This window comes from Streptomyces milbemycinicus (assembly GCF_002154605.1).
Taxonomy (GTDB): domain Bacteria; phylum Actinomycetota; class Actinomycetes; order Streptomycetales; family Streptomycetaceae; genus Streptomyces; species Streptomyces milbemycinicus.
On sequence record NZ_MUNE01000412.1, the window covers coordinates 1 to 16,323 of the forward strand.

At 72.1% G+C, this 16,323-nt stretch carries 11 protein-coding genes; 7 read left to right on the forward strand and 4 right to left on the reverse strand.

The genetic code is table 11. The features are described 5' to 3' along the window. Both CCN51_RS31010 and CCN51_RS31015 read right to left on the reverse strand, forming a co-directional pair. Positions 1-514, reverse strand: a 514-nt coding sequence (locus tag CCN51_RS31010; protein ID WP_086860309.1) for a CBS domain-containing protein, incomplete at its 3' end; no start/stop codon positions are given. Between the two features lie 128 nt (positions 515-642). After that, positions 643-1,929, reverse strand: coding sequence for an FAD-binding protein (locus CCN51_RS31015; RefSeq protein WP_014181671.1), 1,287 nt, complete (start codon positions 1,927-1,929; stop codon positions 643-645). 206 nt (positions 1,930-2,135) lie between these two features. Here CCN51_RS31015 and CCN51_RS31020 point away from each other — a divergent pair, with 206 nt between their 5' ends. The 6 genes from CCN51_RS31020 (at position 2,136) to CCN51_RS31045 (ending at position 11,278) form a co-directional block, all read left to right on the forward strand. After that, positions 2,136-2,966: an MIP/aquaporin family protein gene (locus CCN51_RS31020; protein WP_014181672.1), complete on the forward strand. Its 831-nt coding sequence runs from the start codon at positions 2,136-2,138 to the stop codon at positions 2,964-2,966. 34 nt (positions 2,967-3,000) lie between these two features. Then, positions 3,001-4,518, forward strand: a complete 1,518-nt coding sequence (gene glpK / locus CCN51_RS31025; protein ID WP_014181673.1) for a glycerol kinase GlpK — start codon at positions 3,001-3,003, stop codon at positions 4,516-4,518. A gap of 181 nt (positions 4,519-4,699) precedes the next feature. After that, positions 4,700-5,500: a GvpL/GvpF family gas vesicle protein gene (locus tag CCN51_RS31030; RefSeq protein WP_014181674.1), complete on the forward strand. Its 801-nt coding sequence runs from the start codon at positions 4,700-4,702 to the stop codon at positions 5,498-5,500. 98 nt (positions 5,501-5,598) lie between these two features. After that, positions 5,599-10,008 (forward strand): trypsin-like peptidase domain-containing protein, encoded by a 4,410-nt coding sequence (locus tag CCN51_RS31035; RefSeq protein ID WP_158104714.1) that lies wholly within the window; start codon positions 5,599-5,601, stop codon positions 10,006-10,008. A gap of 48 nt (positions 10,009-10,056) precedes the next feature. Then, on the forward strand, positions 10,057-10,656 hold the full coding sequence (locus CCN51_RS31040) for a helix-turn-helix domain-containing protein (RefSeq protein WP_043488145.1): 600 nt from the start codon (positions 10,057-10,059) through the stop codon (positions 10,654-10,656). Between the two features lie 91 nt (positions 10,657-10,747). Continuing rightward, positions 10,748-11,278: a GNAT family N-acetyltransferase gene (locus CCN51_RS31045; protein WP_014181677.1), complete on the forward strand. Its 531-nt coding sequence runs from the start codon at positions 10,748-10,750 to the stop codon at positions 11,276-11,278. 22 nt (positions 11,279-11,300) lie between these two features. On the opposite strand, the gene CCN51_RS31050 is transcribed toward CCN51_RS31045, so the two are convergent. Then, positions 11,301-12,545 (reverse strand): ATP-grasp domain-containing protein, encoded by a 1,245-nt coding sequence (locus CCN51_RS31050; protein ID WP_014181678.1) that lies wholly within the window; start codon positions 12,543-12,545, stop codon positions 11,301-11,303. A 54-nt stretch (positions 12,546-12,599) separates the two neighbouring features. After that, positions 12,600-13,859, reverse strand: coding sequence for an MFS transporter (locus CCN51_RS31055; protein WP_014181679.1), 1,260 nt, complete (start codon positions 13,857-13,859; stop codon positions 12,600-12,602). Positions 13,860-14,608: 749 nt separating this feature from the next. Here CCN51_RS31055 and CCN51_RS31060 point away from each other — a divergent pair. Further along, entirely contained in the window at positions 14,609-16,183 is a 1,575-nt protein-coding gene (locus CCN51_RS31060; protein WP_014181680.1) for an alkaline phosphatase D family protein, read from the forward strand. The last annotated feature ends 140 nt before the right edge of the window (positions 16,184-16,323 follow it).

A 16,323-nucleotide genomic window follows, 5' to 3' on the forward strand; every position in this document is an offset into this window, starting at 1 on the left:
GCACCGCGATGGGCACCTCGCTGTGCCGCTCCAGCTGCCCCTCCAGCCGCACCACCCCATCGGTCACCGTGACGTCGACCGCGTGCGGCAGCAGCCACAGGGAGCGGACCAGCACCTCGTCGATCACCTCGGCGCGGATCTCGTGGTCCGGGCGGAGGAAGACCCCCAACAGATCGCGCCGGGTGACGATGCCGACCAGCCGGTCCTCCTCGTCGATCACCGGCAGCCGCTCCACACCGTGCCGCGCCATGGTCCGCGCGGCGTCGACCACGCTGTCCTGCGGGCGCACGGTGACCGCGGGCCGCGACATCAGCTGCCCGGCGGTGCGGGCGGCCGACCCGGTCCGCAAATCGGCCCCCGAGACCACGCCGACGACCTTCTCGTCCTCGTCCACCACGGGCAGCCCGCCGATGCGATGCCGCGCGAGCAGTTCCCCGACCTCGTGGAGCGAGGCACCGGAGCCGACCCGCACGACGTCGTCGGTCATCACATTGCCGATTTTGCGGTGCTTCATCGCGGGCTCCTTCTCCGCCCTGTACGACCAGCCTCCCGCGGCGGGACCCCGGGCCACATGGGCTGCCCGGGGTCCCGCGAAGGACCTTCGGCCCAACGGCGATAGGGCCCTCGTCACCCGGGCCCCCGTCACCCCACGGGGAAGAGCCGGTCCAGGTACGGATTGCGGAACTTCCCCGCCGGGTCGTACTCGCTCAGCAACCGCCCGAAGTCCGCGGCCCGTTCATAGCCCGCCACCACGTCCCCGGGCGTAGCCGCGGTCAGCTTGCCCCAGTGCGGGCGCGCCCCCAGCGGCAGCAGCTCCTCCTCCATCGCGGCGACGACGTCCAGCACCGCGGCGCGGTCCGGCGCCCAGGTGAAGTGGAGGGCGACGCTGTCACGGCCGTACGCCGGGCTCAGCCACAGGTCGTCGGCTGCGATCGTACGGACCTCGGACACCAGCACCACCGGCGCGATCCGGGCGCCCAGACGACGCAGCGCCGCGAAGGCCTCGGGCGCCGCGCCGCGCGGGAGGATGAGCTCCGACTGCAGTTCCTCGCCGCTGCTGGGCGTGAAGTCCGGCCGGAAGTGCGGCAGCCGCTCATGCCACGGCCCGGGCACGCCCGCCTGCTGGGTGCAGTGCGCGGGCGGCATACCGGGCACGGGGTGGCGCGGGCCGTCGGCCGGGCGGGCGCCCAGCCAGGGCTGGTCCGGCCGGGGCTGGTCCGGCCGGGGCGGACCGGGCCGGTCGGCGCGGCACTTGAGCCACACCACCCCGTCCCCGGAGTGCCAGTCGGTGAACACGCTCACGCTGTACGCGGCGCCGGACACCTCGTCGAACCGGTCGGCCAGCCGGTCCAGGGGCAGCCCGTCGTAGACCCACTGCGCCACCTCGTACGTCGGCTCGATGTCCAGGGTGACGCCGGTGACGATGCCAAGACCGCCCAGCGAGACCACGGCCCCGGCCAGCCGGTCCGCGTCCGCCTCCCGGCTCAGCCGCGTCAGGTCCCCCTCCGGGCCGACGATCTCAAGACCCGCCACCGCCGCCGCGAGGCTCCGCTGCCCGTTGCCGGAGCCGTGGGTGCCGGTCGCGCAGGCCCCCGCGACCGTGATGTGCGGCAGCGAGGCGAGGTTCGCCAGCGCATACCCGGCCGTCTGCAGGGCCTCGGCGACCTGCGCGTACCGCATGCCCGCGGCGACGGTCACCCGCGAGCCGTCGGGGTCGATCTCGACCCGGTGCGGCAGCCGGTCAAGGCGGATCAGATCGCCTGTGGTGTCGGCTATGCGATTGAAGGAGTGGCCGGTGCCGAGCGCGCGGACGCGTTCGGCGGAGCCGACGATCCGTCGCAGCTCGGCGACCGAGGCCGGGTGGTGCACCCGCGCCGCGCCGAAGGTGATGTTGCCGGCCCAGTTCGTGGGGGCTCCGCTTGTCGGCATCCGCGTTCCTGATCCTGTCTCACGAAAGTGTTCGGCTCCGCTGAAAGTGATCGGCCGCCGAGGCGGCCATGACCGTAGTACAGGGCCGCCCACCTCCCCGTACAGCCCCGAGCGCCGTGACGTTGCCCCGATCGGCCCACCTGCGCGAGCCGACGGGACCCGGCCCGTCCACGATGGTCGTCAAAGCGCCGGAGACGGGTGGCCCCATGAGCGAGCAGAAGCGAGATGCGCACAGGGCGGGGCTGATCGGCGAGCTGTCCGCGGAGTTCGTCGGCACCATGGTCCTCATCCTCTTCGGCTGCGGCGTTGTCGCACAGGTCGTCGCAGGCGGGCTCGGCGACCACGACAGCATCGCCTGGGCCTGGGGGCTCGGCGTCACGTTCGGGGTGTACGTCGCGGCCCGGCTCAGCGGCGGCCACCTCAACCCCGCCGTCACCCTCTCCCTGGCGGCGTTCAAGGGCTTCCCGTGGAGCAAGGTCCTGCCGTACGCGATCGCGCAGACCGCCGGGGCGTTCGTGGCGGCCCTGCTGGTGCGCTGGAACTACACCGAGGTGCTGGCCAAGGCCGATCCGGGCCACACCCTCAAGACCCAGTTCGTCTTCTCCACCCTGCCCGGCAACGGTGTGCTTCCGGTGAGCGAGTGGGGTGCGCTGCGCGACCAGGTCATCGGCACCGCGATCCTGATGCTGCTGGTCTTCGCGGTCACCGACCTGCTGAACACGCCCCCGGGCGCCAACCTCGCCGCCGTCGTCATCGGGCTCATCGTGGTCGCCATCGGCATGGCCTGGGGCACCGACGCGGGGTACGCCATCAACCCGGCCCGTGACTTCGGGCCCCGCCTCGCCAGCTTCATCACCGGCTATGACACCGCCTGGCGGGATCAGTACGGAAACTTCTACTTCTGGGTGCCCATCGTCGGCCCCCTGGTCGGCGGCCTGGTCGGCGCGGCCCTCTACCGGATCCTGGTCAGCCCCTTCCTCCCGGTGCTCGGGCCCGGGCCGCAGGAGGTGGGGCAGACCCCGTCCCCCGAGACCTGAGCCGAACCCCGAGCCACGAGTGAGAGGCGGCAGGATGCCGGAATTCGTCGGTGCGGTGGACCAGGGAACCACCAGCACCCGTTTTATGATCTTCGACCACGACGGCGCGGAAGTGGCGAAATACCAGCTGGAACACCGCCAGATCCTGCCGCGCTCCGGATGGGTCGAACACGACCCGGTGGAGATCTGGGAGCGCACCAACTCGGTCATGCAGAACGCGATCCGGGCCAGCGAACTGGCGCCCGCCGACCTTGCCGCGATCGGCATCACCAATCAGCGGGAGACCACCGTCGTCTGGGATCCGCGCAACGGGATGCCGTACTACAACGCCATCGTCTGGCAGGACACCCGCACCGACAGCATCGCCGCCGCCCTGGAACGCGACGGCCGTGGCGAGGTCATCCGCCGTAAGGCCGGTCTGCCGCCGGCCACCTACTTCTCCGGTGCGAAGATCCAGTGGATCCTGGAGAACGTCGACGGCGTCCGCGAGGCCGCCGAGCGCGGCCACGCCCTCTTCGGGAACACCGACAGCTGGGTGCTGTGGAATCTCACCGGCGGCCCCGGCGGCGGTGTCCACGCCACCGATGTGACCAACGCCAGCCGCACCATGCTGATGAACCTGGAGACCCTGGACTGGGACGACGAGCTGCTGGAGATCTTCGGTGTGCCGCGGACGATGCTGCCGACGATCAACCCCTCGGCCCACCCCGAGGCGTTCGGCCACACCCGCACCACCCGCCCGCTGAGCAGGGCCATCCCCGTCACCGGTGTGCTCGGCGATCAGCAGGCGGCCACCGTGGGCCAGGTCTGCTTCTCGCCCGGCGAGGCGAAGAACACCTACGGCACCGGTAACTTCCTGCTGCTCAACACGGGTACCGAACTCGTCCGTTCCCACAACGGGCTGCTCACCACCGTGGCGTACCGGTTCGGTGACGGCCCCACCGTCTACGCCCTGGAGGGCTCCATCGCGGTGACCGGCTCGGCCGTGCAGTGGCTGCGCGACCAGCTGAAGGTCATCGACGACGCGGCCGCGAGCGAGCGGCTGGCCCGCACGGTCGAGGACAGCGGCGGGATCTACTTCGTCCCGGCCTTCTCCGGGCTGTTCGCCCCGTACTGGCGCTCCGACGCGCGCGGCGCGATCGTCGGCCTGTCCCGCTACCACAGCGGCGGCCATCTGGCGCGGGCCACGCTGGAGGCCATCTGCTACCAGAGCCGGGACGTGGTGGAGGCCATGGACCAGGATTCCGGTGTCCACCTCGACGTGCTCAAGGTGGACGGCGGGGTCACCGCGAACGACCTGTGCATGCAGATCCAGGCCGATGTCCTCGGCGTCCCGGTCAGCCGCCCCCGAATCGCCGAGACCACCGCGCTGGGCGCCGCCTACGCCGCGGGCCTGGCCACCGGGTTCTGGCGCGACACCGACGAGCTGCGCTCGCATTGGCAGGAGTCCAGGCGGTGGGAGCCCCAGTGGAGCCGGGAGCGGCGGGAAGAGGGCTACGCGGGCTGGAAACGGGCCGTCGAACGCACGCTTGACTGGGTGAAGGTTCAATAACCCAAGCTCATGCGATATCTCGGCTCACCCCGGTGGGTGCCCCCGTGCCGGTGGTCCGATGGGGCGAATGCTCCATAATGAGTCATATGTCCTCATAATGTGCTCACGAGGAGCGCGAGGACGAGGACGAGGAGCCCCGGCGCAGGAGGAGCCGGCCGAGTGACAGGGAGCGCGAGGGGTGATGGCCGAGGACGGACACGCCTGCTACGTGTACGGGGTGGTCCCCGACGAGAAGGGCGCACAGGGCGAACGGGCCGACCAGGCGGTCAAGGACCTGCCCGCCGTGGGCGACGAGCGGTCCCCGATCACCTTCATCAGGCGCGGCGGGCTGGCCGCGGTGGTGAGCGAGGTGCCCACGGGCAAACCGCTCGGCACCCCCGACGACCTGCGCGCCCACGCCGGGGTGCTGGACATGCTGGCCGCCTCGGGCATGCCCGTGCTGCCGTTGCGGTTCGGCACGGTGGTGCGGGATCCGCGGGCGGTGACCGACGAACTGCTGACCGAGGGCCACGACGACTTCGGCTGGGCCCTCGACCGGCTCCGGGGCAGCGCGCAGTTCACCCTCAGGGCGCGCTATGTCCAGGACGAGGTGTTGCGTGAGGTGCTGGAGGAACACGTCGAGGCCAGGCGGCTGCGCGAGGAGCTGGAAGGACTGCCGGAGGCCGCCGGGTACGACCTGCGCATCCAGCTGGGACAGCTGGTCGTGGAGGCCGTCGGAGCCAAGCGGGAGGCGGACGCCCGGGAGATCGAGCACCGGCTGGCGCCGTTCGCGCTCGCGGTGGCCACCTCGGAGCCGGTATCCGCCGAAGGAGTGGTGGACGCCGCCTTCCTGGTCGAGGACAAGAAGCGCGAGGTGTTCGGCCAGGCGGTCGAGGAGCTGGCCCAGCGGTGGCAGGGCCGGGTCCGGCTGCGGCTGTTGGGGCCGCTGGCCCCGTATGACTTCGTGGCCGACGCGCTGCGCCAGGGGGAGGAAGTCGGCTAGCTGTACCGACCGGGGATGTTCGCGGGGGGTCCGCCCGGACTCGCCGTAGACGGGCGGGACTTGGCCCGGCCGCCGCCAGGGTGATTACCATGCTCCGCATGGCAGGGGGAGCCGAGGTCGAGGCCGGGCGGGTCGCCGAGGTCATCGTCGCGCTGGGGGAGGACCGGGGGCGCCGGGGCTCGGGCTATCTGATCGCGACCGGCACGGTGCTGACCGCCGCACACGTCGTGGACGACGCGGTCACGGTGGCCGTGCGGTTCGACGCCGACCGGCCCGCGGAGCGCACATTCCAGGCGTCGGTGGCGTGGCGGCACGACGGGATCCATGTCGCCGTTCTCACCCTCGCCGGGGCCGGTCCGGAGGAGGTGTCCGCCACCCCGCTGGGCCGGGTCGGCGAGCACGACGCCGAGGTGCGGTGCAGCGCCGCGGGGTTTCCGCTGCACAAGCTCCGTGATGGCGATCTCCGTGACGGCGATGCCCGATACCGCGATCTGGCGCATGTGTTCGCCACCTGCCCGGCGTTCTCCAACCGCCGTGAAGGCACACTTGAGCTGAAGGTCGACGTCCCGCCGGCGAGCGTCGGCCCCGGGCGCTCCCCTTGGGAGGGCATGTCCGGCGCGGCGGTGTTCAGCGGTGGCCGGCTCGTCGGCGTGGTCGCGGAACACCATACGTTCGAGGGGCCGGGGCGGCTGGCCGCGAGCCATGTGGGCCGCTGGGCCGAGGTGCTGGAGAAGGGGCTCGAGGGGGCCGAACTCGACCGGCTGGAGTCGCTGCTCGGCCACCGTCTGCGCCCCGCCGACCTGCCGGACGTGGTGGAGCACTCCAGTCCGCCGCGAACCGCGCCGGACGAGGGCACGCCGCGGCCCGTGCGGGGCGTACGTACCCATGCGCAGGAGCTGGCGCGCGGCGCGAACAAGAAGAAGTACCTGACGGAGGACCGGCTCCCCTTCGTCCACCCCCAGCAGGGGCGGCACCCGGCCGACCCGGACAACCTGTGGGCCCGGCTCACGGCGCCCTCGCCGGGGCCCGCACGCGGGGTGATCCTGATCGGCCCGGCCGGGGCCGGCAAGACCCGCACCTGCTTCGAGGTGGCGGCCCTGGCCGACCGGGCGGACGGCTGGCGGGTGCTGCATATCGCGGCGGACGCCCGGGTCACGGCCGCGGACCTGGTCGCCGCGGTGAGCATGCCGCCCCGGCAGAACGTACTGCTGGTCTTCGACTACCTGGACACCTACGCGGAGCTGAACCTGACCCATCTCGTCGACGAGTTGGAGGAGCGTGAGTCGCCTGGGACACGGGTGGCGTGCATCGCCTCCGTACGTCCCGGCAGGCGGAGCATCGTCGAGCGGCAGGACCGGCGCCGGCTCTTCGAATGGCAGGACATGTGCCAGGACGACGACTACGAAAGGGCCGTCACCGACCGGATCCTGACCAGTGTCGCGCCGAGCGCGGTCGCCGAATTCGGGCAGGTGGCGGTCGCCGCGCTGTGCGGCGGGCGCCGACCGGCCGTCGCCCTGATGCGGGCCCAGGCCATCGAGTCGGGCGCGCGCGACGGCGCGACGCTGCGGGAGTTGTCCACGGTGGGCAGCGACGACCTGTCGTTCTGGGCGCGGCAGCGCACGGACGAGGACTTCCCCGGCTCGCCCGGCACCGGCGGGCCCGGCGGCCGTGTCGACCCGGCACAGCCCAGGACCGCGCTGCTCGCCGCGGCCGTCGCGGCGGTGGCGTGTGCGCAGGACCGGGCGGCGGTCCAGAAGGCCGTCAGGTACTTCCTCGACCACCACGAGGGCCCGAAGCCGGCGACCGGGGCCGAGGGCGTGATCGGCGGCCTGGTCCGGCTGGGGTGGTTGCTGTCCTCGGACGGCGAACTCGACGTCGTACACGACACCGTGGCCGACGAATTCCTGCACAAGGCGTGTTTCCCGGACGGGCCGTGGTTCCAGGGCGATACGGCCAGGGAGCTGTTCTCCGCCGCCCTCGTCAGCACCCGCACCCTGCGCCTTGCCGCGGGCCATGTCCGCCGCTGGGCCGCCGACCTGGGCGCGGAGGCGCAGACCGACGTCCGGCTGGTGTGCGAGGACTGGCTCGACTCCCACGCCCTCACCCTCGGCGAGCGGCTGAGCGGCCCGGCGGAGCGGGAGACGGGCGGTACGGCCCTGCTGACCCTGCTCGCCGGGGCGCCCTGGCAGTCCGGCGCCATGGCCGCGTGGGACCGGCTGGTGGAGCCCTGGCTGCGCACGGCCGGGCAGGAGTCCCCGCCCCTGGTCCGGAACCTGTTCGCCAACGCCGTCAGGAACACCTCCGACGCCGTCCCCGAGCGCCTTGCCGCCGCCGCCCTGGACTGGCTGCGGCACCACCGCGACCAGGCCGAGGCCCGCGGCGTCGTCGAGGCGCTGGCCCGGGCGACCGGGCTGCCGGACGAGCAGCGGGCCGCTGCCGTCCACGAGGCGGTCGAGTGGCTGGCGATCCACGGCGTGGGCCCGCGCAACCGGCCGGTCTTCGTGGCCCTGCTCGACCGGGACGACCTCACGGCCGACGTCATGGAGCGCGTCCTGGACCTCGGACTGACCGGAATCCGCCGCTACCTTCCCGTCGCGGCGACGGTCCACCTGCTGCGGACGGTCCTCTACCGCACCGACCTGACCCGCGACCGGCTCGACCGCGCCGTCCGACTCGGCCATCTGTGGCTCACCTCCCACAAGGGCAAGCCCGAGGCATCGTTCGTCCTGCGGCCGCTGCTCACCCGTCCGGAGACCGACGCGCCGTGGCACGCCGGGACGATCGGACACGCGCTGGCCTGGCTGAAGGTCCAGGACACGTCCAGGGAGGCCAGTTTCGTCGTCGGCCATGTGCTCGCCCACCCCCATCTCGCCGCCGGGGACGTCGAGCGTGCGGTGGGCCATGCGGCGCGCTGGCTGGTGGCCCAAGGCACCAGCGCCGACGCGTCGTTCGTGCTCCGGCCGCTGCTGTCCCGCGACGATCCGGAGCGGATCTGGACGGCCGAGGCGACGGCCGCCGCCGTGATGTGGCTGGAGCACCACACCACGCGGGAAGACGCCGCCTACGTACTGCGGTCCCTGCTCGACCACCCGGCCCTGCCACCGGCGCTGACCGCCCCCGTCGCCGAGCGGGCCCTCGCCTGGCTCGCGGCCCACCACCGGGCAGCCCGCTCGGTGCTGCCCGGACTGCTCGCGCTGCCCGGCCCGCACGGCCCGGACGCCTGTGCCGCGGCGCTGGGCTGGCTCGAGGTCCACCACGCCACCCTGGAAGCCTGTTACGTGCTCGACCCGGTGCTCGACCATCCCGCGCTCGACGGGCAGCGGGCCGAGGACGCCATCGGGTACGCGCTGGCCTGGCTGGCCGGACACGGCACCAGCGACGCCGCGTCGTTCGTGTTCCGCCGTCTGCTCGCGCGCGACGATCTGGCCGACGACGTCACGGCTGCCGCCGTCGGCTCCGCCCTGACCTGGCTGGAGCCCCGCCATACCGACGCCGAGGCGCGGTTCGTGCTCGGCGCCGTCCTCAGACATCCGGAGCCCGGCCAACACCCGGGCCAGGAAGGCCATCCGGGCCAGGAGCGGGCCATCACCTTCGCCCTCGCCTGGCTGCGGGCCCATGGCACGGCCGACCACGCGGGGTACGTCCTCCGACGGCTGCTCGGCCACCCCGACGGGCACCCCGCCGCCCAGGACACCGATCCCGACCCCGACCCCGAGTGGGCGGACGAGGCCGTACGCCATGCCTTCCGCTGGCTGGAGATCCACCACGTCGGCAGGCAGGCCGGGTTGGTGGTGTGGCCGCTGCTGGGGCAGCCGGGGCTCGACCCACAGCAGCGCTGCCGCGCCGCGGAACTCGCCCTGCAGCGGCTCGTCGATCACCCGTCGGAGCTCGGCTCACAGCGGGTACGGCAGCTGTGCCGACTCGGCGAGGTGCCCCCCGAGCTCGGCGCCCGCATCGCCGACCAGGCGCTGGCGCTGATGGGTTCGCGGCGCGGCGTCCGGGAACTGCTGCCGCCCGTGCTGCGGCGTCGGGACATCCACCCCGACCAGGTGGCGCGGCTCGCCGACCGTGCGCTGGAACACCTGGCGGACAGCCCGACCCGGGGCAAATGGGGGCAGCCGCTGCGCGTCCTGCTGTCCCGGGCCGATCTGGACGCGGAGCGGAAGGAGCGGGCCGCCGAACGGGCGCTGGAGTGGCTGCGGGCCAACCCGGTCACCACCTTCTCCGGCCTGATCCTGGAGCAGCTGCTGAAGAACGGTCATCTCGACGCGGCCGGCGGCGACGTCGTCTCGATGGCGCTCGGCTGGCTCGACGTCCACGCCACGCACACCTTCGCGGGGAACTTCCTGGCGGAGCTCCTGAGCCGGCCCGATCTGACGCCCGGACAGTACGACGACTGCGCCGCGTACGCCCTGCGGTGGCTCGGCACGGCCGAGCGCACCGACAGCCGGGTCCCTCCCCTCATGGAGGCGCTGCTCCACCGGCCGGACCGGACCGACGGCTCCTGAGGACCCGGCCTCTTCCCGCTCTCCCATATCTGGGATACATTCCCGGTTATGAGAGAGGTGTCATCGGTGGACGAGGGCGCGTCGCCCGGCCCCGAGCCCCTGGAGGCCCGGCTCGCAGTTCGCCTCGCCGAACTGCGGGTGGAGCGCGGCTGGTCCCTGGACGAGCTGGCGCGGCGTACGGGCGTCAGCCGCTCCACGCTGTCCCGGCTGGAGCGGGCGGAGATCAGCCCGACCGCGGCGCTGCTGGGCAAGTTGTGCGCGGCGTACGAGCGGACCATGTCCCGGCTGCTCGCCGAGGTGGAGGAGGAGCCGCCGCAGCTGGTCCGGGCCGACCGGCAGGCGGTGTGGCGGGACGAGAAGTCGGGCTTCACCCGGCGGTCGGTGTCCCCGCCCCACCCCGGGCTGCGCGGTGAGCTCGTCGAGGGGATTCTGCGACCGGGCGCCGACATCTCGTACGACGCCCCGCCCGTACCCGGCCTGGAGCAGCACATCTGGGTGCTGGACGGGGTCCTCGAGGTCGCCGTGGGTGGCGCGGCGCATGAGCTGCGGGCGGGGGACTGTCTGCGCTTCCGGCTGTGGGACCGGTCGCGGTTCCGCTGCCCGGGGCCCGATCCGGTGCTCTACGCCGTGGTGGTCGTCCCGCCGTGAGCGTGCGCCCCCGGCACGCCGCGAGCGCGTGCCCCCGGCCGTCGCGCCGCCGTCCACCGCCCTGTCCAGCGCCGAGCGAAGGAAGCACGTCTTGCACACCATCACCCGCCTGTCCGCCGACGCATTCCACGACAGCGTCAAAGGCCTGGCCGACCTGCTGGTCGACGCCGTTCGCGGCGGCTCCTCCCTCGGCTTCCTCGCCTCCTTCGACCAGTGCGCGGCGGTGGACTGGTGGCGCGCCCGGCAGCCCGCGGTGGCCGACAGCAGCCTCGCCGTCTGGGTTGCCCAGGGCCCCGACGGCATCTCGGGTACCGTCAGTCTGGCCCTGGAGGGCAAGCCCAACGGCCGCCACCGCGCCGAGGTTCTGAAACTCATCGTGCACCGCGAGGCCCGCGGCCAGGGCCTGGGCCGGGCGCTCCTCGCCACCGCGGAACAGGCCGCCGCCGAGGCCGGGGCCACCCTGCTGATGCTGGACACCGAGACCGGCAGCGTTGCGGACCATCTCTACGGCGCCGCCGGCTGGACCCGCTACGGCATTGTCCCCGGGTACGCCGCCGATCCGGCGGGCTCCCTCCAGGACTGCAGCTTCTACTACAAACCGCTGGCGCGACAGGCCTGTTGAACGCCTACTGAACATGTGCGCGTCATATTCCGGGCGGCTCGGTGTAGATGCCTTCGTGTTCCCAGGCGCGCAGGGTCTCGTAGTCTCCTGTGAGTTCCGTGAGGCTGGGGGCGGCGAGGTAGGCGTAGCCCGGAGAGGTCAGAAGGTCGGTGGTCGGCTCCAGGAGCGTGCCGGGGTCGGCGGCGTGGGAGACGGACACGACGCTCGGCAGTTCCGAGATCTTGGTGAGGGCCTCGGCGGCGGCGATTCCTCGGTGGTGGTTGATGAACTCCACGCAGCGAAGCCGATGGCCGCCGGAAGCGTCGGCGGGGCGGTGGCTGCGCAGCGACGGAGGATCGGTGATGGCGGCGACGGCCAGCGAGGTCTGGGACGTGCCCAGGTAGGTGTCCACCACGTCGGGCGCGGTGGCTCCGCCCAGGCGGGCGCCCGTCTCGATCAGGACGGGGCCGTCGGAGGTGAGCATGACCTCGGTGTGCGCGGGTGTTTCGGCGATGCCGAGACCGTCGAGCACCTTCCCCACGAAGCTCATCAGGACCTGGCCTTCGGCACTGGCGGGGGCGACGGGCTCCTCGAAGTCGTAGATGGGCGTACCGGCCGGGCCCAGTCGCTTGGTGTAGCGCCAGATCTCCGCCGTGTGGTGGACGCCGGCCGACGAGACCGTGTTGATGTAGTACTCGTCGCCGTGCACGCGTTCTTGGACGAGGACGGCGTGGTTGGGCTCGCCGAAGGCGTTGCGGGAGCTGAGGATGGCGTGGCCGGCTCGGGCGGTCTCTTCCGGCGAATGGCAGAAGGTGACCCCGTCGGTGCCCGCGCTGGCGAGGGGTTTGACGACGGCTTCGGCCAGACCGGATGCGGCGAACCAGTCCGCTGCCGCGCGAGGGGACCGTACGACGGTGCTGTGCGGAGTCGCCAGGCCCGCGGCACGGGCCGCCTTGGCCATGAGGGCCTTGTCCCGGCGCGCGTGCAGCAGCTCGGGCTCGTTCGTCGGCAGGCCCAGCGCGTGCGCGAGCGACTCCGCCAGGAGGACACCGGACTCCGTGCCGGCCAGAACGAGTGAGACGTGATGGCGGCGAAGCTGTGTCACCAGCGCCGTCGTGTCGTCGGTGAAACCCAGGTCGAGCACATAGTCCTCCGGGCGGAACGCCCGGAGGAAGAAGGGTTTGAGGTCCGGATGGCTCTGGACGTGGACGCATTCGACGCCCGCTTCGGCAAGTCGCCGGACCAGAGCGGCTCCGGTCGAGTACCCGTCGACGATCACGACCTTCATGTGGTTGTTCCTCTCGCAGCGGTGAAAGCGGCGCGGTGGTTCGTCGCCGCATGGTCAGTGCTGGGACTGGACCTGCTCGGCGGCGGTGCGGGGGGTGAGCGATGTGCGCAGGGACCGGGACAGCGGCACGCACGCCAGGGCGGCGAGAGCCGCACTGGCCGCCAGCAGGCCGGCGACCAGGATCCGGCCACCGGTGTCGAGGGCGAAGGCGATGCCGAGCGGGGTGAGCGAGGCGATGGCTCCGGCTCCGCTCAGTGCCGCCTGGTAGCGGCCGATCGCGCCGGGCGGGGCGGCCGTCGCGAGGTAGGCACCGGTCGCGACGCAGTAGCAGACCTCTCCGGGCACCATGGCCACGGCCGCCGTGGAGTAGCCGAGGGTGGTGTGTTGGACTGCGGCCAGCCCCATGGCGGCACCCAGGATCAGGCTGCCGGCCGCGAGCACCGGGGCGACGGGGTAGCGGACGCGGTCGTCCCGGCCGACCAGGAAACGGGTCAGAGGCGGGCTGAGCACCAGGACCGCGACGGTGTTGGCGATCATGGCGGTGCCGTACGCGGACGGGGGCAGGCCGTCATCGTTCATCACCAGCGGAAGCACGCTGACCAGACCATAGGCGCACACCATCGTGCCGATCGCGGCACCAACCATCCACCGCAGGGGAGTGTCGGACAGCATCTGCGCGGAGGAGCGGTGCGCTCGTTCGGCCCGGGCCGGGGCCGGACGGCCGGTCAGCACTCGGCGTGCGAGCACGGCTGCCGCCGCGCAGGCGACACCGTTGGCGACGAACAGCGCCCGGTAGCCGTGCTGGTGGGCGAGGTAGCCGCCCACGCCGCCGCTGAGGGAGACGCCCACGTTCGATACCCAGTACATCCAGCCCTGGGCGCGGGTGCGAGCGCCCTCGCTCGTCAACCGGTCGTTGATCTCCGCGGATACGGCGGGCCGCGATACGTCCATCGTGCAGCCGAGGAAGAACGAGAGCAGCAGCAGCGTCTGCAGGGTGCCGGCGGCGGCGAGGCCGGCACAGGCACCCGCGGCCAGCAGCAGGCCGATCGAACACGCCGTGCGGGCTCCCAGCCGGTCGGTCACCGCGCCGCTGGCCAGTTGCCCGGCGCACCAGCCGACGCCGAACACCGTCAACGCGGCACCGGCCGCCGTGGTGCCGTGGGCTTCGCCGATGTAGTAGCCCAGGAAGTCGTAGGCGAATCCGCATGCCTTGATCAGGAGAGTGGCGCCCAGGAGCGTGGTGATGACAGCGCGGGCGGACGGTGCGGACGGATGGGAGGGGGTGACCGCGGGGTGTGAGGCGGTGACCGTCATGTCGAAGTGCCTGCCTGGTGTTGAAGGAGGGCGGCCGCGACACGTCTCACCGAGCTGATGAGCACACGCCGTGGCACGAGAACCGAGCAAGTGCCCACTTTTGGGATCAACGGTGTTGGTTCAGGCAGCGATCTTCGCCGTGCCCGTGATCGCACCACCGGGTGAGATCTCTTCCGTCACCCGGATTACCTTCCGGCCTGCTGCGTGGAGGCTGTCACCCGCGACTGTTTGCGCTTCGGTCCGCACACATTCCGGCGTGCGCGATGCCGCCGTTCTGGGCGGTGAGGGCGAGTGCTGCGGCAACCAGCCTATCCGTGGCCAAAATTGAGCGGTTAGAAGGCACGATTCCCCCCGGTGGTGCGGGCCTGGGCATCCGCGACCAGGCATAGAGCGATGCTGGGGCCGTGCCTCGCGAAGAAGGCGGGGCGGCGCCCTGGCCGAAATTATATGGGTATGGGTGCGGCGAACCGACGTCCCTCACTGAATCCTTGGCGACCGGCTTTCAAATTCGTGACGCTGTCGCGACGGGCTGCCGTGCCCCCGCGCCGTGTTGACCGAAAGCCCGACTCCGGGCTGCGGTTTCTACTACAAACAACCGGCCCGACAGGCCCGTTGCGCCCAATGAAACGATTTTGGACATGCACGCGTCATCTTCTGGACGGCTGTCGTTAAGGGTCCGTCCCAGGTCTGCCTGAAAACGTCTCGTCCGGTCACAATGATCCATCGTTCGACGGACGAGAGGGACCGCCATGCCTGGACAGGCCACCGAAGCACAGCCATCCGACAGACGCCCATCCGACAGACGTAGATTCCTCGCCGCCGGCGCCGCGGCCGTCGGCGCGGCAACCGTGGGCCAGTTGGCCCTCACGGGCACCGCACGCGCCGCGGATCCCGCGCTCCCCAGCGGCGTTTTCACCCTGGGCGTGGCCTCGGGTGACCCGCTGCCCGACGGGGTGGTGCTGTGGACCCGCCTCGCCCCCGATCCGCTGAACGGCGGCGGTATGCCCGACCGGGCCGTCGACGTCGCCTGGCAGGTGGCCGAGGACCCGCGCTTCCGGCGCATCGTCAGGCAGGGGACCGCACAGGCCCTGCCCGCCCTCGGCCACAGCGTCCACGTGGACGTACGCGGTCTGCGGCCGCACCGCGAGTACTGGTACCGGTTCCGCGCCGCCGACCAGATATCCCCGGCCGGCCGCACCCGCACCGCCCCCTCGCCGCACGCCGCAACCCCGCTGCGGCTTGCCCTCGCCTCCTGCCAGAACTGGCAGCACGGCTACTTCACGCCGTACGCCGACATGGCCGAACAGGACCCGGACGCCGTGCTGTTCATCGGCGACTACATCTACGAGAGCACGCCCGCCGCCACCGGCGCACGCCGCCACGAGGGCAGCGGCGAGCCGTACTCACTCGTCCAGTACCGCAACCGGTACGCGCAGTACCACACCGACCCCGACCTCGCCCGGATGCACGCCCAGGCGCCCTGGATCGTCACCTTCGACGACCACGAGGTGGACAACGACTGGGCGGGCGAGATCCCCCAGGACCCGGACAAGCAGCCGCACGACGCGTTCGTCGCCCGGCTGACCGCCGCCTACCAGGCGTACTACGAGCACATGCCGGTGCGCGCCACCGCGGTGCCGAACGGCCCGCACATCAAGATGTACCGCAGCCTGGACTTCGGCAGCCTGGCCCGGCTTCAGGTGCTGGACACCCGGCAGTACCGCAGCGACCAGGTCACCACGCAGGAGGCCGCGCAGAACCCGCTGCTGACGATGCTCGGGGCCGAGCAGAAGCAGTGGCTGCTGGACGGGCTGCGCCGCTCGCCCGCCCGCTGGAACCTGATCGGCTCACAGATCATGATGGCCGAGACCGACCGGCTCGCGGGCCCCGGCAAGCTCTGGTTCTACGACGCCTGGGACGGCTACCAGGCGGAACGCAATGAGCTGATGGCCGAGTTCGCCCAGGTCCGCAACCCGGTGGTGCTCTCCGGGGACCGCCATCTGACGATGATCAGCGACCTCAAGCGGGACTTCGCCGACCCCGCCTCGCCAGTGGTGGGGGCCGAGTTCGTGGGCACGTCCATCTCCTCGAACGGGGACCAGGACCAGGCCGCCTTCCACGCCGAGTTCGACCCACTGGTGCCCGACAACCCGCACTGGAAGCTCCTCGACGCCCACCGGGGATACCACCTCTTCGACATCGACCGCGGCGGTATCGACGCCCAGGTCCGGATCGTGGACACCGTGGTCCAGCCCCAGTCGGCGGCGCGGACCCTGGCGCGGCTGCGGGTGGAGAACGGACGGCCCGGGGTCGACCTGGTGTGACCCCGGCCCAGGCCCCGGCCCGTCGCCGCGGCGGGCCCCGCCGTGGCCGCCCGCGATGCCGCTGCCAGCGGGTATGTAGGCTGCCCCTGTGGGGATCACGCTCGACCTGAGAAACGCGCGAGCGGCCGACGTGCACGTCG

What these genes read in the sequence shown, in the direction of transcription:
- CCN51_RS31050 (WP_014181678.1), bottom strand. Translation starts at nt 12,545, where the DNA reads ATGAAGGTCGTGATCGTCGACGGGTACTCGACCGGAGCCGCTCTGGTC.
- CCN51_RS31020 (WP_014181672.1), top strand. Translation starts at nt 2,136, where the DNA reads ATGAGCGAGCAGAAGCGAGATGCGCACAGGGCGGGGCTGATCGGCGAG.
- glpK (WP_014181673.1), top strand. Translation starts at nt 3,001, where the DNA reads ATGCCGGAATTCGTCGGTGCGGTGGACCAGGGAACCACCAGCACCCGT.
- CCN51_RS31015 (WP_014181671.1), bottom strand. Translation starts at nt 1,929, where the DNA reads ATGCCGACAAGCGGAGCCCCCACGAACTGGGCCGGCAACATCACCTTC.
- CCN51_RS31035 (WP_158104714.1), top strand. Translation starts at nt 5,599, where the DNA reads ATGGCAGGGGGAGCCGAGGTCGAGGCCGGGCGGGTCGCCGAGGTCATC.
- CCN51_RS31055 (WP_014181679.1), bottom strand. Translation starts at nt 13,859, where the DNA reads ATGACGGTCACCGCCTCACACCCCGCGGTCACCCCCTCCCATCCGTCC.
- CCN51_RS31040 (WP_043488145.1), top strand. Translation starts at nt 10,057, where the DNA reads ATGAGAGAGGTGTCATCGGTGGACGAGGGCGCGTCGCCCGGCCCCGAG.
- CCN51_RS31060 (WP_014181680.1), top strand. Translation starts at nt 14,609, where the DNA reads ATGCCTGGACAGGCCACCGAAGCACAGCCATCCGACAGACGCCCATCC.
- CCN51_RS31030 (WP_014181674.1), top strand. Translation starts at nt 4,700, where the DNA reads ATGGCCGAGGACGGACACGCCTGCTACGTGTACGGGGTGGTCCCCGAC.